The organism is Verrucomicrobiia bacterium (genome assembly GCA_035629175.1).
Lineage (GTDB): Bacteria > Verrucomicrobiota > Verrucomicrobiia > Limisphaerales > DASXHY01 > DASXHY01.
Genome location: DASPIL010000021.1, coordinates 50,573 through 68,359, shown reverse-complemented (window position 1 = coordinate 68,359; position 17,787 = coordinate 50,573). Strand labels below are relative to the sequence as shown.

The window sequence follows — 17,787 nt, the reverse complement described above, 5'->3', positions numbered from 1 at the left end:
ACTGAGGGGTCCCGCCGGTTTCATTTTCCAATCGAACGTCGTGACGTCTGGAATCGCTTCAGCGTCGCCGGATTCTCTTCAAAAAACCGGGCAAGGTCGGCTAGCACCTTGACTGTATCCGCGCTGAGATGATGTTCGATGCCCTCGATGTCCTGGTGCTGCGTTTCGGGATCGAGGCCGAACAGCGAAAAGAAACGGGAGAGTGTTGTGTGCCGATCTTGAATGCGCACGGCGACCGCGCGGCCTTCATCCGTCATCACCAGGCCGCGATACTTCTCGTATTTGAGATAGCCCGCCTCAGCGAGACGCTGCACCATCACCGTGACCGACGCCTGTTTGACTTTCAACGAAGAGGCGATGTCCACCACCCGCGCATATCCCTTTTGCTCGATGAGCTCGTGAATCCGTTCCAGGTAATCTTCGGCGCTTTGGCTCGGCGATGCTTTCGGCATGGTTCCCGCGATTAAACACGGTTTGCCGAAGTTCGCAAGGATGCGGAACTTTCGCGTTCTGTGTGGCTACCTTGACATCACCCTGCCCTTTCCAAAGACTGTGCCCCTTATGGCGGAGCCCAAAGAAAACCAGCTCATGGAAAAAATCGTGTCGTTGTGCAAGCGGCGCGGCTTCATTTATCAGTCTTCCGAGATTTACGGCGGCATCAACGGCTTCTGGGATTACGGCCCGCTCGGCGCTGAACTCAAACGCAATGTGAAAGAGTTGTGGTGGACGTCCATGACGAGATTTCGCGACGATGTTGTTGGCCTGGAAGCGACGATCATCATGTCGCCGCAAATCTGGCGTGCCAGCGGACATGTCGACACCTTCAGCGATCCGATGTGCGATTGCCGCAAATGCAAGAAGCGTTTCCGCGCAGATCAGTTGTGTGAGGATCAGGGGCTGCAGCTGGGACGTTCGGAGGGAGGAAAGTTTGTGCTGCCAGCCGGGGCGAAATGCACGAGCTGCGGTTCGACTGAATTGACAGAACCGCGCCCGTTCAACCTGATGTTCAAAACCTTCGTCGGGCCGGTTGAAAGCGAGGACAGCGTCGCTTACCTGCGTCCCGAGACCGCCCAGGCAATCTTCGCGCAATTCAAAAATGTGCTGGAAACCTGCCGCCAGAAGGTGCCATTTGGCATTGCGCAGATTGGAAAGGCGTTCCGCAATGAGGTCACACCTCGAAATTTCACCTTCCGCTCACGCGAGTTCGAACAAATGGAACTTGAATTCTTCATCAAACCCGATGAAGCCATTGAAGCGATTTCCGGAAGCGTTGCTGCCGCGGAAACCAAGGGGCATCCTGGGGAGCCGCAATCCAACTGGGGCTGGCAGATTTGGCATCAATACTGGGTGGAGGAACGCATCCGTTTCTACGAAAACATTGGATTGCCGCGCACGACGTTGCAGGAGTACTGGCAGAAGCCGGAGGAACTTGCACATTACGCGCGCGCGACGGTGGATCTCCTCCTCAAGTTTCCCTTCGGCACGCAGGAGTTGGAAGGCATTGCGGCGCGCAGCGATTTCGACCTGAGCCAGCACGAGCGGTTCTCTGGAAAGCCGATGGGCATCTTCGACGAGGAACTTCGGACTGCCTGGGGCAAGCTGCCGAAGGAAAAGCAGGACTCGCTTTGGAAGCGATATTATGAAAACAGGAAGAGCTACCTGGAAAAGGCGGGAGTGCCGCCCGAGCAGGCTGCCCAGGACGCAACCGACGATGCGAATGGCCTGGCAAAGGGCCATTACATCCCCCATGTGATTGAACCTTCGGCCGGGGTTGACCGATTGATCCTCGGGTTGATTTCCAATGCCTTTAGCGAAGTCACGGAAACCGACGACAAGGGAAAAAGCGATACTCGGGTGATACTTAAGTTTCATCCACGGGTCGCCCCCATCAAAGTTGGCATCATGCCGCTGTTGAAGAACAAGCCGGATCTTGTCAGCAAGGCGAAGGAAGTCCGCGATCTGCTTCAGCCATGGATGAACGTGTATTACGACGATGGCGGGTCGATTGGCCGGCGATACGCGCGGCAGGATGAGATTGGAACGCCGTTCTGCCTGACCATCGATTTCGACACACTGGGAGAAAGACCCGAATTGAAAGATACCGTGACGATTCGCCATCGTGACGACGGAAAACAGGAACGTTTGCCGATTGCCGAACTCTTAAACTGGCTGCTCGCGCGCGTTCGATAATCGTTACGTCTAGGTTCCTGCCCTGGTGTATCTGTGCCGAGCCCGATGAGAGATTAAAGCATGACACGTCAAACCCGCATCTCATATGCGATCATGGTGGTGCTGCTCGTCCTGATCGGGTGGTTCCATCTCGGAACGCTCGTCCTGACAGCGGTGTTCGGATACTTCGCGCTGGAGCAGTTCAGCCTGGGGCGAAGCAAAGCGCTCGCGGTGGTTGTTTATTTCGTAACCGTGTTCGCGGCGGCGTACGGCCTGTTTTTCTTCTCGAAGCAGGCTTATCTCACCCTGCCGCGGATTGCCAATGAGTCGATTCCGAAGATCGTTGAATACGCCGAACAGAAGGGTTTTGAACTGCCGTTCACGGATTACGCCAGCCTGCGAACAGTCACGCTGAAGGAGATTCAGGAACGGTTTGCGAATATCGGACGCTACGCGCAGGAAGCCGTGTTTCAACTGGTGCTGCTCATCATTGGCCTCGTCGTGGCCGTGAGCTTGTTCCTCAACCGCAGATGGGGCGCCGATGATGATCCCCACACCACGCGGGACAGCGTGTATGCGACCGTGGTCCAGGAGTTGGTGCTGCGGTTTGAGACGTTTTATGCGAGTTTCGCCCGCGTCATTGGCGCGCAAATCATCATCTCGGCGGTCAATACGCTGCTCACGAGCGTCTTCCTGCTCTACAACCATTTCCCCTACGTGATGGTGATTATTGTTCTCACGTTCCTTTGCGGTTTGTTGCCGATCATCGGCAACATTATGAGCAACACGCTGATCGTTGGCGTTGGTTTCACGATTTCACCCAAGATGGCGCTGGTCTCGCTCATCTTCCTCGTCGTCATTCACAAACTGGAATACTTCCTCAACAGCAAGATCATCGGCAGCCGGATCAAGAATCCGATGTGGCTCACGCTCATAGGAATTGTGGTTGGCGAAAAGTTGATGGGCATTCCCGGAATGATCCTCGCCCCCGTGGTGCTGCATTACATCAAGGTGGAAGCTTCCAAGAACAAGATTGCTGGAGTCGCGCGCGAGCCTGCGCCGCCAGCCGTCATTCCGTAGCAGCATGCGAACTCAGGGCTTGCCGCGCTCCGCCTTCAAGTTTACGAACGGGCGGTGATTCTGAATCTCGCGCTCGCATGCCTGGCCCTGCTCAGCATTGTGCTGCTGATCTGGCAATGGCTTGCCGCCCGCAAGTTTCCGCTTCACAAACGGATTACGGTGCATGGCACCCTTCCCGCCGTAACGCTTCTCAAACCCCTCAAAGGTGTTGAACCCGCAACGGCCGACTGCCTGCGAAGCTGGCTGAGGCAGGATTATCCCGGGACGATCCAGGTTCTCTTCGCGGTCGCATCGCATGCCGATCCCGTTTGTGAGTTGGTTACGACTTTGATGAAGGAGCATCCGGGGATTGATGCGGAACTCGTCGTTGTCGAACACTTGATCGGACCGAACGCGAAGGTATCCAAGCTGGCTGAACTGGAGCAGCGTGCGAAACATGATGTGTTTGTGGTCAGCGATGCTGACGTGCGGGTGCCTGCGGATTTCCTGCAGCAGGTCGTGTCGGCCCTGGGGGATTCCAAAGTCGGATTGGTGAATTGCTTCTATCGCCTGGCGAATCCCAGCACCCTGCCGATGCAATGGGAGAGCATCGCGATCAATGCCGATTTCTGGAGCCAGGTCCTGCAATCGCGCATGTTGAAGCCGCTCGATTTTGCACTGGGTGCCGTGATGGTCACGCACCGAAGGCACGTTCAGGAGATCGGCGGGTTCAAGTCGCTGGCGGACTGCCTTGCCGATGATTATCAGCTCGGCCATCGGATCGCCAAAGCCGGCGGCAAAATCGCGCTGAGTGAAGTTGTTGTTGAATGCTGGGACGCACCGATGTCATGGCGGGCTGTATGGAAGCATCAGTTGCGATGGGCGCGAACGATCCGGGTTTGCCAGCCGATTCCCTACTTCTTCAGCATCCTGAGCAACCCGTTGCTGTGGGCCTTGATCTGGGTGTTGGCCGTTCCGCAGCGGTGGTCGTGGATTACCCTGATCGCGGCAGTGATTCTGCGGGCGTGGATTTCGCACGACTTGCAACGCCGGCTGAACCGATCCAATCACCACGCAGCATTCGTGGGAATGACACCGTTGAAGGATCTGCTGCAAGTTGCGTTGTGGTTTTTTGCATTCGCGGGAAACACAGTGGAGTGGCGCGGACGAAAATTCCGATTGCGCGCCGATGGGACGCTGGAGGAGGTGACGTGAATAGCGCAGGTTTCGAAACCTGTCCGGCCTCCGCAGTAGCGGCGGGCATCCTGCCTGCCGTAGAGCCGGGGCTTCCAAGCCCGGCGGAAGGAACATCAGGCATCGTCGGACGAGGTTGAAAACTCAAGCGTCTCTCGCCCTTTCCCCTTTCTTTCCGGACGGCAAGGATGCGCGCCCTCCACGGCAGGCAAGGATGCCAGCCGCCACGAAAGCTGTAGCGGCGGGCATCCTGCCTGCCGTAGAGCCGGGGCTTCCAAGCCCGGCGGAAGGAACATGAGGCCTCGTCGGGCGAGGTTGAAAACTCAAGCGTCTCTCGCACTTTTTCCTTTCTTTCCGGGCGGCAAGGATGCGCGCCCTCCACGGCAGGCAAGGATGCCTTCCGCCACGGGAGTTGAACGGTCCTGAAGTTGGAAAGTGACACCTTCGCGCCGGCCTGTTAGAAAAGCGCCGCATGTCAGCCACTTTGTCCATTGGATTCCTGGGCGCCGGTAAAATGGCAACTGCCCTTGCAAAAGGTTTCGTGAATGCCGGCCTGGTGGCTGCGGGCCAGGTGATCGCCAGCGACTCCAGTGAGGCTGCCGCGGCTGCGTTCGCAAAGGCGGTCGGCGCCCGAACGACCTCCCGCAATTCGGACGTCGTGCAGTTCGCCAATGTGCTGATTCTCGCGGTCAAGCCGGACCAGGTTTCGGGTGTTCTGGCGGAAATCCGGAATTTCCTCGGACAGGATCATCTGATCATCTCCATTGCTGCAGGCATCAACATTGCCCGTTTGCAAGCCGGCCTTCCGGACCGGTCGCGCATCGTGCGTGTGATGCCCAACACACCCGCATTGATCGGGGCGTCGGCGAGTGCGTTCACGCCCGGGGACTTTGCTTCCTCCGCCGACAGCCAGCTGACGCAACGCCTGCTGTCGTCGCTGGGAGTCGCTGTGCAGGTGAAGGAATATCTGCTGGATGCGGTGACTGGATTGAGTGGCAGCGGGCCAGCTTACGTTTACATGTTCATTGAGGCATTAAGCGATGGCGGCGTGGCGGCTGGTTTGCCGCGCGATGTCGCGACCCAGCTTGCTGCGCAGACCGTATCGGGCGCGGCTCGCATGGTGCTCGAAACGGGGCTGCATCCCGGTGCGCTGAAGGACATGGTGACAAGCTCTGGCGGCACAACGATTGAAGGGTTGCACCAGTTGGAGAACGGGGGATTCCGGGGAACCGTCATGAGCGCCGTTCGCGCGGCGGCTGAGAAATCGAAGAAGCTTGGGCAGGCCTGATCAGAGAACATGAGCTTTCCTCCACCATCGGCGAAGCAGGCGCGAATTGTGTGGATGGCTATCACAGGCCTGTCGATCGCCATAATGGTGAGCCTGGTTGTGGGTCTGATTTGGGGGCTTGGCAAGGTGGTTCAAATCCTTGCGCCGGTGCTGTGGCCGCTCGCCGTTGCCGGCGTGGTTGCCTACCTTCTCGATCCAGTCGTCGATTGGCTTGAAAAGAAAGGCATCCCGCGGCCGCGCGCGATCCTGTGCGTCTTCCTGGTGGCGCTGGTGCTTGTCGCCGGAGCCGTGGGCAGTGTCATTCCTCAAATCGTTTTTCAAACCCGCGAGCTGGCAAAGAATGCTCCCGAGTACGCGGAGCGTCTGCAACGGCGCGTCACCGAATGGATCGAAAATCCCACGGTGCAGCGTTTTCTCCAGCCGTCGGGACCAAAGAAAACGGCGGTGACGCCGCTTCCGTCTGCCGTCACGAATGACCAAGGCGAGGTTATCGTGCAAACCGCAACCAACACGCCGTCGGCATCAACAAACAACCCGACGCTGCTCAGTGGAGCTTTGGGTGCCGATACAATCCAATCCGCTACCAGCCTTCTGCCGAAGGCGGGGAAATGGGTGCTTGAACAGGTAACCCGCGTGGCATCGTGGATTGGGGTGCTGGTGGGGCTCGCGCTGGTGCCGATCTACACCTTTTATCTGCTGCTCGAGAAGCGCGGCATTGAATCAAGCTGGACGCGTTATCTTCCGCTTTCGGATTCCAAGCTGAAGGAGGAACTCGTTTTCATCCTCAACTCGATCAATGAATACCTGATCGCATTCTTCCGGGGGCAGGTGCTGGTGGCGATCTGCGACGCGCTGCTCTATACCATCGGTTTCCTGATCATTGGCCTGCCCTACGCGGTGCTGCTTGGATTCGCAGCCATCTTTCTCACGCTCATTCCATTCCTTGGCGCAATCGTGTTGTCCGTTGCGGCCGTGATCATCGCGCTGGTTCAATTCGGTGACTGGCTGCATCCGTTATACGTCCTGATTGTTTTTGCCGTGGTGCAGGCACTGGAGGGCGTGCTGATCGCGCCCAAGATCATGGGCGATCGCGTCGGCTTGCATCCGCTGACGATCATTATTGCCGTGATGGCAGGTACCACTTTGCTCGGCGGATTGCTGGGAGGAATCCTTGCAATTCCGCTCACCGCGGTGCTGCGCGTGCTGATGGGACGCTACATCTGGAAGAAGAGACGCACAGCGTAACGCACGGTCCGCGCGCTGCCCCACATTGCTTCGGGCAACCGCCGCAGCCTGTTCCTACCGCGCTGCGAGCAGCGTGCGAACGTCGACGGCTTCCATCCCTGCGGAACGGATTGCCTGCAAGCCGAGGTCCGTGTCCTCATATGCGCGGCAGAGGCGCGGTTCCACCCCGATCCGGCGGGCGGCTTCAAGGAAAATGTCGGGCGCAGGCTTTTGGTTCACCACGCATTCGCTCGTGACGACCGCGTTGAACAGGTGGCGGATGCCGAGATGTTCGAGAACCTGCGGGATAATCTGGCGGGTGCCGCCTGAGGCAACGGCCATGGGAATCTTTCCAAAGTTTTCGCGTGCGACATCCACCACCACGTGAATCGGTTCCACCTGGGCCATCAGCGGCAGATAGGCTTCCTCCTTTTCGTGCGCAGCCTTGATGTGGTCGAGCGTCAGGCCCTGCTCTTCCGCGAGCATCTTGAGGATGTCGCGCGAAGGCACGCCACCCAGCGAGTAAAAGCGTTCCTCCGGAAAGTGCAGTTTGTAGCGCGCGGAGACGATCTGCCATGCGCGCCAATGCAGAGGCATTGTGTCGGCCAGCGTTCCGTCGCAATCAAAAATCAATCCTTTGATCATAAATTCAGGGCGGCAAGTTTTTGCTCGAGGTCGTGCGCCATCAACGGATCCAGCAAGGGATTCAGGTCGCCTTCGATCACGTTCGCGAGATTGTATAACGTGACTTCGATGCGATGATCCGTGACGCGGTTCTGCGGAAAGTTGTACGTGCGAATCTTTTCAGACCGTTCGCCAGTCCCCACCTGTTCCTTGCGTTGCGCCGCATATTTCGCGTTCTCTTCGGCAATCTTGCGCTCAAGCAAACGGGATCGCAGCACGGTCATTGCGCGGGCGCGGTTCTTGATTTGGGACCGCTCATCAGCGCAGCGCACGATCAACCCGGACGGCTTGTGTTGAATCTGAACGGCGGAATCCGTCGTGTTTACGCCCTGGCCACCCTTGCCCGACGCGCGGCAAACCGTGATTTCGACATCATCAGGCTTGATCTCGATATCCACCTCCTGTGCCTCAGGCAGCACCGCGACCGTGCATGTGCTGGTATGAATCCGGCCCTGTGCTTCAGTCGCTGGAACGCGTTGAACGCGATGCACCCCGCTCTCGTATTTCAAGCGCTTGTAAACGTCGCTGCCATTGACCTGGAACACGACTTCCTTGAAGCCGCCCAAATCCGACGCGCTGGAATCGAGGCCTTCGACCTTCCATCCGCAGGTTTCGGCGTAGCGGGTGTACATGCGATACAGGTCGGCGGCGAACAGGGCCGACTCCTGGCCCCCGGCGCCGGCGCGTATTTCGACGATCGTATTTCGCGAGTCCGTGGGATCCGGCGGAACGATGCCTTTCTGCAGCTCGAGCGCGAGCCGGCGATGTTCCTCCTCAAGCCGTGCGATTTCCTCACGGGCCATTTGCGCCAGCTCGGGATCGGACGCCTCATCGCGAAGCAGGGCGCGATTGTCTTCAAGGTCGGCGAGGACCTTCCTGAAGCGCGTTCCCACAGCGACCAGTTCCTTGAGGTTCGCATACTCGCGCGAAAGCTCCTGGGCGCGCTGCGGGTTGTCGAAAAGGCGCGGATCGCTCAAGGCCGCCTCGACTTCTGCAAAGCGGCGGGCGAATCGATCAATGTGGGGAATCAGATCCATGTCCAGAGTTCCTGGCATCGTCGTCACAGCGCGGGTTCATCCCAGCACAAAAACGTGCCACGAAGAGGACGAACAGCTCGAGCGGGAATCACGAGTGGCGAAGAGCAGATAAAAAGAGACCGCCCGCAACTCCGATAAACGGTGTTGCGGGCGGTGTTCTGAAAATCGCTATTTCTTCTTCTTCTTGGAAGCAAAGGCTTCCTGTGCCGCCTGGGTTTTGGCAGCGCGCTGCTGGAACTTGTCCACGCGACCGGCGGTATCGACGAACTTTTGCTGGCCGGTATAGAAGGGATGGCAGTTATTGCAAATACCGACAATGACGGTCGGCTTGGTGGAGCGCGTCTTGATTACGTTGCCACACGCGCAACGTATCTCCGCGTCCACATATTTTGGATGAATGTCTGCTTTCATAAATCAAAGGCCGGAAAAAGTATCACCTGTCCTGTGGAAAACAAGCCGAATTTCCCGCGAATTTCGGATCTGCAAGCGCCTGATCCCCGACGTGTTGCTGAACAGGCTGGCAGGATCCAGATTACCGCCGAAGCATCCCAGGCAAGCCGCCGCCGCCCATCTTCGACATCATCTTCTGAAACTTGCCCATTTTCTTCATCATTTGCTGCATCTGGCCGAATTTATTCAGCATCAGGTTCAACTGGGCGACTGTCGTTCCACTGCCCTTGGCGATGCGCACGCGCCGCTTCGCATTGAGGATTTGCGGATTGCGGCGCTCCTTGAACGTCATCGAGCAGATCATTGCCTCCATTTGCTGAAATTCCTTTTCAGACTTTGTGAGGTCCGCGTCCTTCAACGCCTCGGCTCCGCCAGGCAGCATTCCGACAATGCTCTCCAGCGATCCAAGCTTCTTCATCTGACGTAGTTGCTCGAGAAAATCTTCCAGTGTGAACTGGCCCTTGCGCATTTTCTCCTCAAGGCGCTTGGCCTCGTCCGCGTCAACAGCTTCAGCTGCCTTTTCGACAAGGCTGACGACATCGCCCATGCCAAGAATCCGCGATGCCATGCGTTCAGGATGGAACGGTTCGAAATCCTCAAGTTTTTCGCCCATGCCCGCAAACTTGATGGGTTTGCCGGTGACCGCCTTCATGCTCAGGGCGGCGCCGCCACGAGCGTCGCCGTCCAGTTTCGTGAGGATTGAACCCGTGATATTCAGCGCCTGGTCAAAGTGGCTGGCGACATTTACCGCTTCCTGACCCGTTGCAGCGTCGAGGACCAGGAGAATCTCCTGCGGCTTGACCAGGTCCCGCAATCGCACGAGTTCCTGCACGAGCGGTTCATCGATTTGCAGGCGCCCGGCCGTATCGAAAATCAACGTCGTCCGCTGGTTCGCGCGGGCGAAATCGAATGCCTCCCGCGCAATCTTGAGAACGTCGGATTCGCCGCGTTTCACGAACACAGGGATATCGATTTGTTTGCCCAACGTTTCGAGCTGGTCCATCGCAGCAGGACGATACACATCCGCGGCGACGAGCAGTGGTGCGCGACCCTGCTTGCGCAAGAGCCGCGCGAGCTTGCCGCTCGAAGTTGTTTTTCCTGAGCCATGCAGGCCGACCATCAGAATCGACGATGGATTCCCGCCTAGTTCGAGCCCGGAATTCTCTGATCCAAGCAGGGCGACGAGCTCATCACTGATGAGTTTGACGATCTGCTGGCCGGGTTGAATGCTCTGGACGACCTCCTGTCCGATGGATTTGGTTTTGACCCGTTCGATGAAATCGCGCGCGACTTTGAAATTGACGTCGGCTTCGAGCAGTGCGAGGCGGACTTCGCGCAGCGCATCGGACACGTTCTCCTCGGAAATTTTTCCGAGCCCTCGCAGATTGCGAAAAGCGTTCTGAAGTTTGCTGCTGAGCGAGTCGAACATTTGCGTAAGCTAGGTTACTGAGACTAGGTTGACAAGGCCATGACCACGTGGCTTAATGTGCGCCCTTTGCGACGGTAGGTTACCCAAGTGGCCAACGGGGGCAGACTGTAAATCTGCTGGCTTACGCCTTCGATGGTTCGAATCCATCACCTACCACCACCTTCGAGTCATCGATTTCTCTGCCTATCCGCTCCCGTCCGCCACGAAAACATACGGACCACTGCGGGTTTTACCTACCCACTTTGTGAGCATCTTTGCATTGCAAATTTCCAGAGTTGACGGAGGAATCATGGCAGGTGAAATCAACTGTCTGTATCTGCTGCGGAGAAACCATGTCAAATGGTGGTGGCGCTATGTCACGTGACCCCAATGTTTGCGCGTCGTGTTCGAGGCTGGGGGATGGCATGATGGAGGATATTGTATCCGACGCAGCGCGCATGATGGTTGAGGTGCCCCCTGCTGTGCAATCGTCTGAAACGCCGGTCAACGCTTCGTAAAAAGAACATCCCCCCGAATTGTTCGGGAGGATGTCTCGTTATTCTTCTGCCTCGAAACGCCGGGCAGAACCGGAGGTTCGCTTGATTACTCCTTAACCTTGATCTTCCTCGGTTTAACCTTCTCCGATTTCGGCAGGGTCAGCGTCAGAATCCCCTTATCCACCCGCGCGCTGATCCGTGCGGTATCGATCGCGGGATCCAGTTCGAACACGCGGCGGTAGTCCGCATTCAGTCTCTCCTGGATCAACGATTCGCCTGTTCGCTCGAGTTGATTGCGGCGGCCGATAATCGTGATCTCAGTTCCCTCGAGGGTCACTTCGAGCCCATCTTTGTTCACGCCGGGCATCTCAGCCGTGAGAACGTAACCGTCCTCAGTTTCGTAAACGTCCACAGCAGGTCCGATGAAGCCATTGCTGCGCGACGTCGTGCCGTTTGTTGTGCGATCTTCAGTAACGCTTTTCATGCTTTTCCTTTCGTCTCCGAATTTGTGTTAACCTTCCTGCACGCTGATCTGCTTCGCCTTGGCTTCTTCGGCCTTCGGCAATGTCACTGTGAGCACACCGTCCTTGTACTGTGCGGTGACCCGATCTCCAGCAACGGGCGCGGGCAGATGCACGGAACGTTGGAATCGTCCGACGTAACGTTCGGATCGGTAGGCTTCAGAGCTTTCGTGTTTCTCCTCCACTTTCCGTTCACCGGAGATGCTGAGGCTGCCGCCATGCAGCGAGATGTCGATGTCTTCCTTATTCATCCCGGGCAACTCCACGTGGACGGTAAACTTGTCGCTGTCCTCATAGAGATCCAGCGCTGGACTCCAGCCGCTGAATACCTGTGAGTTCCGAGCGAGCTCTGCAAGCGGGGTTTCGAAGAAGCGATCCAACTCAGCACGCAGCCCGGTCAAGCGATCCAGGTTCGGCCAGTTGGCCAGCACAGGTCTTTGCCATCGTATTACGTTCATATTCATTCCTTTCTTCACAGATTGTTTCACGATCCTTTTAGCTTTGCCTATGCCACAAGTGTGCGGGAGTTTTGACCATTGAAAATCAACGACTTACGTATAAACCTCAACAAGTAATAAGACAAAATGACACAATCTGTGACGGCGATTGGCTGGCTTTTGTGTGCCGTCGTGGCGCAGCATTGGAAATGTCCCGGTCGGTGTGTTTGGATTCTCTCGGCTGCAGTGCAGCGGTTCAGAAACTTCTCGCTTTGGACCGGGCCAGTTCTAACTTTTGCGAACAGCTCGAATGACTCAGCAAATCAACCAGTATGCGGAGGCGCTCGCATATCTCTACGATCTTCGTTGGTTCGGCGCGAAGCTCGGTTTGGAGAATGTCCGAGCATTGACGGGAAGGATGGGGAATCCTGGGCGGCACCTTCGATTCCTCCACGTTGCCGGAACGAATGGCAAGGGTTCCACCTGTGCGATGCTCGAGAGCATCTACCGAACCGCGGGATACCGAACCGGATTGTTCACTTCGCCGCACCTGGTTTCATTCCGTGAACGTTTGCAAGTGGACCGGACGTGGATTTCCCGCGATGACGTCATTCGCCTGGTGAACCAACTCCGCCCCTTTCTGGAGCAATTTCCTCAAGAGAATCACCCGACGTTTTTCGAAGCCCTCACAGTCATGGCGCTGGTTTACTTCACGGAGCAGCATTGCGATGTCGTGATTTGGGAGACGGGACTCGGCGGGAGGTTGGACGCCACAAACATGGTCACACCGCTGGCAAGCATCATTACGAACGTCCAGTTCGATCATCAGAAGTGGCTCGGGAACACGTTGCGCGAGATCGCTGCGGAAAAGGCCGGAATCATTAAACCCGGCGTGCCAGTAATCACGGGGGAAACTGGAGACGAGCCGCTCCAGGTCATCGTCGACACGGCGCAGGCGTGCGGCTCTGCTGTTCACAAGGCTGAGCCCTTTGAAGCGATGTTTCCGTCACTGGAGAAGGTCCCATTACCGCTGTCGGGCGCTCACCAGCGTCGGAATGCGGCGACAGCTATCGCGACAATTGAAACCTTGCAGGGAATCCTTCCCGTTCCTGAATCCTCAATCCGGACGGGGCTTGGGACGGTTCATTGGCCTGGACGCATGCAGAGTTTCACCGCCGCAAACGGTCAGCGCTTCCTGCTGGATGGTGCTCACAACATCGCGGGAGCTGAGGCGCTGGCAGGTGCTTTGGGCCGGGAGGCATCCCAACAACGCACGCTCATCCTGGGGATCCTGCTGGACAAGGATTACTCCGCAATCTGCCATGCACTCAGCCCGCTGGCCCCACGCATTTTGTTGGTGCCTGTTCAGAATGAACGGACTGCGATGCCTGCGCAGCTTGTCGAGGCCTGCGTGCAATCGAATCCGTCAGCGGAGGTGATTGCTTGCAGCACACTGGCTGAAGCGATCCGTCCCGCTGCAACCCCCCAAACTGTGGTGATCACGGGATCGCTCTACCTGGTGGGCGAAGCGATCCAGTTGCTGGGACTTGCGCCGCCCGATGCAGGAGATGAACGGCACTTGAATGAATGGGCAGGCAGGCGCTGAAGGCATGGCCAAATCCTCCTCGAAAATTCAAGCGATCACGTTCGATGTTGGCGGGACACTGATTTCCCCGTGGCCATCAGTCGGTCACGTGTATGCCGAAGTCGCCCTGCGAAACGGGTTTGTTCCCCCTTCCCCGCAGCTCTTGAACGAGAGATTTGGAAAGGCGTGGCGTGCGTGCGCCATGTTCGATTACACGCGGCGCGGATGGGAGGAGCTGGTTCAAGAGACGTTTCAATTTCCCGGCGGCTCAGTGCCATTCTTCGCGGACCTGTACGAACGCTTCACGGAACCCGATGTTTGGAAGGTGTTCGACGACGTAAAGCCTGCGTTGGACGCCGTGGCATCCCAGCGCGTGAAGCTTGCAGTCATTTCCAATTGGGACGAACGGCTGAGACTCCTCCTCGATCGCGTGGGACTCGCGCAGTATTTCGAGTCGCAATTCATTTCGTGCGAAGTGGGCGCACCCAAACCGTCCCGTGTCATTTTTGATCGGGCTGCTTCGGTTCTCAAAGTCGACCCCGCGGCAATTCTTCACGTCGGTGACAGTCTGGAAATGGATGTGCACGGCGCGCGCAACGCAAGATTCCAGGCAGTGCTGCTCGATCGCGGGCAAGACGTTGAAACTGAGATGACAGTCCCGAACCTCCTCAGCCTGGTGCGCCGAATTGAATGTGCATAAGTGGATTTGAATGCTGCGAACGGGAAATCCTTATAGCTAATACTGCAACATTGACGGTGCGCGCAAATGATACGTAGATTGCCTTCGCGTTTCCCCTGGTCGGGAGCCAGCTAAATGAAAGTCATCAACAACATCTTCGGAACCTCCTTGGGCAAGAAGTACATCATGGCTGTCACGGGCTGTGGTCTGTTCTTGTTTGTCATCGGTCACCTGATCGGCAATTTGCAGATCTTCCTGGGACCTGAAGCCATCAACCGCTACGGACACTTCCTGCAGAACCTGGGTGAGGGGCTCTGGCTCGTACGCGGTGGCCTGCTCGCGATGATCGGTCTGCACATCTGGTCTGCAGTCACGCTCACCACGCAGAACATGGCGGCACGTCCCGTGGGCTATCGCGAATACAAACCCGTTGGGTCCACCTTCGCGTCGCGGACGATGATGATGAGCGGATTGATCGTCTTCGTTTTCATCATCTATCACCTGCTGCATTACACCGTGCGCGTGAAGGCGGTTAACTTCACAGGTGTTGATTTCCACGACCCATCGTTTGCCGAACCGATCCGCGGGACAGTCGACCTGCATCGGCATGATGTCTACCGAATGATGATCATCGGCTTCAGCAACGTCTGGGTGTCGCTCTTTTACGCACTGGGCGTTGGTCTGCTGTGTGTTCACCTGAGTCACGGTGCGAGCGCGATGTTTCAATCGCTCGGCTGGAAGAACAAGGTTTACGGACCTTGCCTGGACAAAGGGGCGCGCATTCTCGCAGTCCTGATTTTTCTCGGTTACATCTCAATTCCCGCGGCCATCCTCTTTGGCTTCGGGAAGGAGGCGCTGAAGTAATATGGTCCTCGATTCCAAAATCCCTTCCGGTCCCATCGGTCAGAAGTGGGACAAGCACAAATTCGACCTGAAGCTCGTCAATCCGGCCAACAAGCGCAAATTTGATGTCGTCGTTGTAGGCAGCGGCCTTGCAGGTGCCTCCGCGGCGGCAACGCTCGCCGAACTCGGATATCGCGTGAAGTGCTTTTGCTTCCAGGACAGCCCGCGGCGCGCCCACAGCATCGCGGCGCAGGGTGGCATCAATGCCGCCAAGAATTACCAGAACGACGGTGACAGCATTTACCGGCTTTTCTACGACACCATCAAGGGCGGCGATTTCCGGGCGCGCGAGGCGAATGTGCATCGGCTGGCACAAGTGAGCGTTAACATCATCGACCAATGCGTTGCCCAAGGCGTTCCATTCGCCCGCGAATACGGAGGATTGCTCGACAACCGCTCGTTCGGCGGTGCCCAGGTTTCCCGCACCTTTTACGCGCGCGGCCAGACCGGCCAGCAACTCCTGCTCGGTGCGTACCAGGCGCTCTGCCGCCAAATTGGATTGGGATCGGTGCAGATGTATCCGCGCACGGAAATGCTCGACGTGGTCCTCGTTGACGGCCATGCCAAGGGCATTGTCGTGCGCAATCTGGTTACGGGTGAGATCGCATCGCACGCTGCGGATGCCGTGGTCCTGGCCACGGGCGGCTATGGCAACGCGTTCTTCCTGTCCACCAACGCCAAGGGTTGCAACGTCACGGCAACGTGGCGCGCCTATAAGAAGGGCGCAGCCTTTGCGAATCCATGTTACACACAGATTCATCCCACCTGCATCCCTGTCAGCGGAGAGCATCAGTCCAAATTGACACTCATGTCAGAATCGCTCCGCAATGACGGGCGCGTCTGGGTTCCGAAGCGCAAGGAGGATTGCGGCAAGCCGGTATCGTCGATTCCCGAGCAGGACCGCGATTACTTCCTCGAACGCAAATATCCGAGTTTCGGAAATCTTGCGCCACGCGACATCTCCTCACGAGCGGCCAAGGAAGCGTGTGACGACGGCCGTGGCGTGGGGCCCGGCGGACTGGGCGTTTACCTTGATTTTGCCGATGCCATCAATCGCCTGGGCGAAGACAAGATTCGCGAGCGTTACGGAAATCTTTTCGACATGTATGAAAAGATCACGGGCGAAAACGCGTATCAAATGCCGATGCGCATTTATCCCGCGGTGCATTACACGATGGGCGGCACCTGGGTGGATTACAACCTGATGACAACCATCCCAGGCTTGTTTTGCGTGGGCGAGGCGAATTTCTCCGACCACGGAGCCAATCGCCTGGGCGCCAGTGCATTGATGCAGGGATTGGCGGACGGTTACTTCGTGCTGCCGTATACAATCGGCCATTATTTCGCGACATCGAAGCAGGCAAAACCTTCGGTAACCCACCCGGAATTCAGGAAGGTGGAGGAGGACATCCGCAACTTCACCAATCGCTTGCTCGGCATCAAGGGCAAGCGCACAGTCACTTCCTTTCATCGCGAACTCGGGAAGCTGCTTTGGGAGAAGTGCGGCATGGCGCGCAATGAGGCGGGACTGAAGGAGGCATTGAAACGCATTCCGGAACTGCGCGATGAGTTTTGGAAGAACGTGCGCGTGACGGGTGAGGGCGGCGAGTTCAACCAGGACCTCGAGTATGCCGGCCGTGTTGCCGACTTCATGGAGTTTGCGGAACTGCTCTGCTTCGACGCGTTGCATCGCAATGAGTCTTGCGGCGGCCATTTCCGGACGGAATTCCAGACTCCTGATGGCGAGGCGCAACGCGATGACGACAACTTCTCGTATGTTGCCGCATGGGAATACCAGGGGCTCGACAAGAAGCCCGTGTTGCACAAGGAACCGCTCGTGTACGAGGAAGTGCACATGAGCACCCGCAGTTACAAGTAAGAAGCTTTAGCAACATTCCGTTAGTCATGAATCTTACACTGAAAGTTTGGCGGCAGAAGAACGCGAGCTCCGCGGGGCGCTTTGAAACCTATCAGGCGAAGGGTGTCATCGAAGACATGTCGTTCCTGGAAATGCTGGACGTCGTTAACGAGGACATCATCCAGGCCGGCGGGGATCCGATCGCCTTTGACTCTGATTGCCGCGAAGGCATTTGCGGCATGTGTTCGCTCGTGATCAACGGCATACCGCACGGCGGCCATCGAGGCACGGCCACCTGCCAGTTGCACATGCGCCATTTCCATGATGGCGACACCATCACGATCGAACCCTGGCGCGCCAAAGCATTTCCCACGATCAAAGACCTGGCGGTGAATCGCGCGGCGTTTGACCGCATCATCCAGGCGGGCGGGTTTGTTTCCGTCAACACGGGCGGAACTCCGGACGGCAACGCATTGCCAGTTCCCAAAACTGATGCGGATCTTTCGATGGACGCCGCGGCTTGCATTGGTTGCGGAGCGTGCGTTGCGGTTTGCAAGAACGCGTCAGCCATGCTGTTCGTTGCCGCCAAGGTGTCGCACCTCAACCTGCTGCCCCAGGGCAAGGCTGAGAAGGATCGCCGGGCGATGAACATGGTGCGGCAGATGGACGCGGAAGGATTCGGCAATTGCACAGTGACGGGATCGTGCGAGGCCGTGTGTCCGAAGGAAATCAGCCTCAGCTTTATCGCCAAGCTCAACCGCGATTACGGCCTGGCTGCGCTGAAAGGCAAATAG

General features: G+C 57.4%; 17 protein-coding genes and 1 tRNA gene. 11 read left to right on the top strand and 7 right to left on the bottom strand.

Annotated features, from left to right (window positions below; all coding sequences use genetic code 11):
• Positions 1–20: 20 nt before the first annotated feature.
• Entirely contained in the window at positions 21–452 is a 432-nt protein-coding gene (gene mntR, locus VEH04_03545; protein HYG21831.1) for a transcriptional regulator MntR, read from the bottom strand.
• 109 nt (positions 453–561) lie between these two features.
• On the opposite strand from mntR, the gene VEH04_03540 reads away from it, so the two are divergent.
• The 5 genes from VEH04_03540 to VEH04_03520 all read left to right on the top strand — a co-directional run bounded on the left by VEH04_03540 (position 562) and on the right by VEH04_03520 (position 6,955).
• Positions 562–2,190, top strand: a complete 1,629-nt coding sequence (locus VEH04_03540) for a glycine--tRNA ligase (GenBank protein ID HYG21830.1) — start codon at positions 562–564, stop codon at positions 2,188–2,190.
• A gap of 60 nt (positions 2,191–2,250) precedes the next feature.
• A complete protein-coding gene (locus VEH04_03535; GenBank protein HYG21829.1) occupies positions 2,251–3,249 on the top strand; it encodes an AI-2E family transporter in 999 nt (332 codons plus the stop codon).
• A 54-nt stretch (positions 3,250–3,303) separates the two neighbouring features.
• Complete coding sequence (gene hpnI, locus VEH04_03530) at positions 3,304–4,443, top strand: bacteriohopanetetrol glucosamine biosynthesis glycosyltransferase HpnI (protein HYG21828.1); 1,140 nt, start codon at positions 3,304–3,306, stop codon at positions 4,441–4,443.
• Positions 4,444–4,894: 451 nt separating this feature from the next.
• Complete coding sequence (gene proC, locus VEH04_03525; protein HYG21827.1) at positions 4,895–5,710, top strand: pyrroline-5-carboxylate reductase; 816 nt, start codon at positions 4,895–4,897, stop codon at positions 5,708–5,710.
• A 9-nt stretch (positions 5,711–5,719) separates the two neighbouring features.
• Complete coding sequence (locus VEH04_03520) at positions 5,720–6,955, top strand: AI-2E family transporter (protein ID HYG21826.1); 1,236 nt, start codon at positions 5,720–5,722, stop codon at positions 6,953–6,955.
• Positions 6,956–7,009: 54 nt separating this feature from the next.
• On the opposite strand, the gene VEH04_03515 is transcribed toward VEH04_03520, so the two are convergent.
• The 4 genes from VEH04_03515 to ffh all read right to left on the bottom strand — a co-directional run bounded on the left by VEH04_03515 (position 7,010) and on the right by ffh (position 10,534).
• Positions 7,010–7,579 (bottom strand): HAD-IA family hydrolase, encoded by a 570-nt coding sequence (locus tag VEH04_03515; protein HYG21825.1) that lies wholly within the window; start codon positions 7,577–7,579, stop codon positions 7,010–7,012.
• On the bottom strand, positions 7,576–8,655 hold the full coding sequence (gene prfA, locus VEH04_03510; GenBank protein HYG21824.1) for a peptide chain release factor 1: 1,080 nt from the start codon (positions 8,653–8,655) through the stop codon (positions 7,576–7,578). Before prfA ends, VEH04_03515 begins: the two co-directional genes overlap by 4 nt.
• A 168-nt stretch (positions 8,656–8,823) precedes the next feature.
• Positions 8,824–9,066: a 50S ribosomal protein L31 gene (gene rpmE / locus VEH04_03505; GenBank protein ID HYG21823.1), complete on the bottom strand. Its 243-nt coding sequence runs from the start codon at positions 9,064–9,066 to the stop codon at positions 8,824–8,826.
• Positions 9,067–9,187: 121 nt separating this feature from the next.
• Complete coding sequence (gene ffh, locus VEH04_03500) at positions 9,188–10,534, bottom strand: signal recognition particle protein (protein ID HYG21822.1); 1,347 nt, start codon at positions 10,532–10,534, stop codon at positions 9,188–9,190.
• 73 nt (positions 10,535–10,607) lie between these two features.
• Here ffh and VEH04_03495 point away from each other — a divergent pair.
• Positions 10,608–10,693: transfer RNA gene (locus tag VEH04_03495), tRNA-Tyr, on the top strand.
• A 423-nt stretch (positions 10,694–11,116) separates the two neighbouring features.
• Here VEH04_03495 and VEH04_03490 read toward each other — a convergent pair.
• Together VEH04_03490 and VEH04_03485 are read right to left on the bottom strand one after the other, a co-directional pair.
• Positions 11,117–11,494 (bottom strand): Hsp20/alpha crystallin family protein, encoded by a 378-nt coding sequence (locus VEH04_03490; protein ID HYG21821.1) that lies wholly within the window; start codon positions 11,492–11,494, stop codon positions 11,117–11,119.
• A gap of 27 nt (positions 11,495–11,521) precedes the next feature.
• On the bottom strand, positions 11,522–11,989 hold the full coding sequence (locus VEH04_03485) for an Hsp20/alpha crystallin family protein (GenBank protein HYG21820.1): 468 nt from the start codon (positions 11,987–11,989) through the stop codon (positions 11,522–11,524).
• 289 nt (positions 11,990–12,278) lie between these two features.
• On the opposite strand from VEH04_03485, the gene VEH04_03480 reads away from it, so the two are divergent.
• From VEH04_03480 to VEH04_03460, 5 genes are all read left to right on the top strand, one after another.
• Positions 12,279–13,574 (top strand): folylpolyglutamate synthase/dihydrofolate synthase family protein, encoded by a 1,296-nt coding sequence (locus VEH04_03480; protein ID HYG21819.1) that lies wholly within the window; start codon positions 12,279–12,281, stop codon positions 13,572–13,574.
• Between the two features lie 4 nt (positions 13,575–13,578).
• Complete coding sequence (locus VEH04_03475; GenBank protein ID HYG21818.1) at positions 13,579–14,253, top strand: HAD-IA family hydrolase; 675 nt, start codon at positions 13,579–13,581, stop codon at positions 14,251–14,253.
• A gap of 114 nt (positions 14,254–14,367) precedes the next feature.
• Entirely contained in the window at positions 14,368–15,096 is a 729-nt protein-coding gene (locus VEH04_03470) for a succinate dehydrogenase cytochrome b subunit (GenBank protein HYG21817.1), read from the top strand.
• Position 15,097: 1 nt separating this feature from the next.
• Positions 15,098–17,014: a fumarate reductase/succinate dehydrogenase flavoprotein subunit gene (locus VEH04_03465; GenBank protein ID HYG21816.1), complete on the top strand. Its 1,917-nt coding sequence runs from the start codon at positions 15,098–15,100 to the stop codon at positions 17,012–17,014.
• Between the two features lie 26 nt (positions 17,015–17,040).
• The gene (locus VEH04_03460; protein ID HYG21815.1) at positions 17,041–17,787 is read left to right on the top strand and encodes a succinate dehydrogenase/fumarate reductase iron-sulfur subunit; all 747 of its coding nucleotides are present in this window, start codon (positions 17,041–17,043) and stop codon (positions 17,785–17,787) included.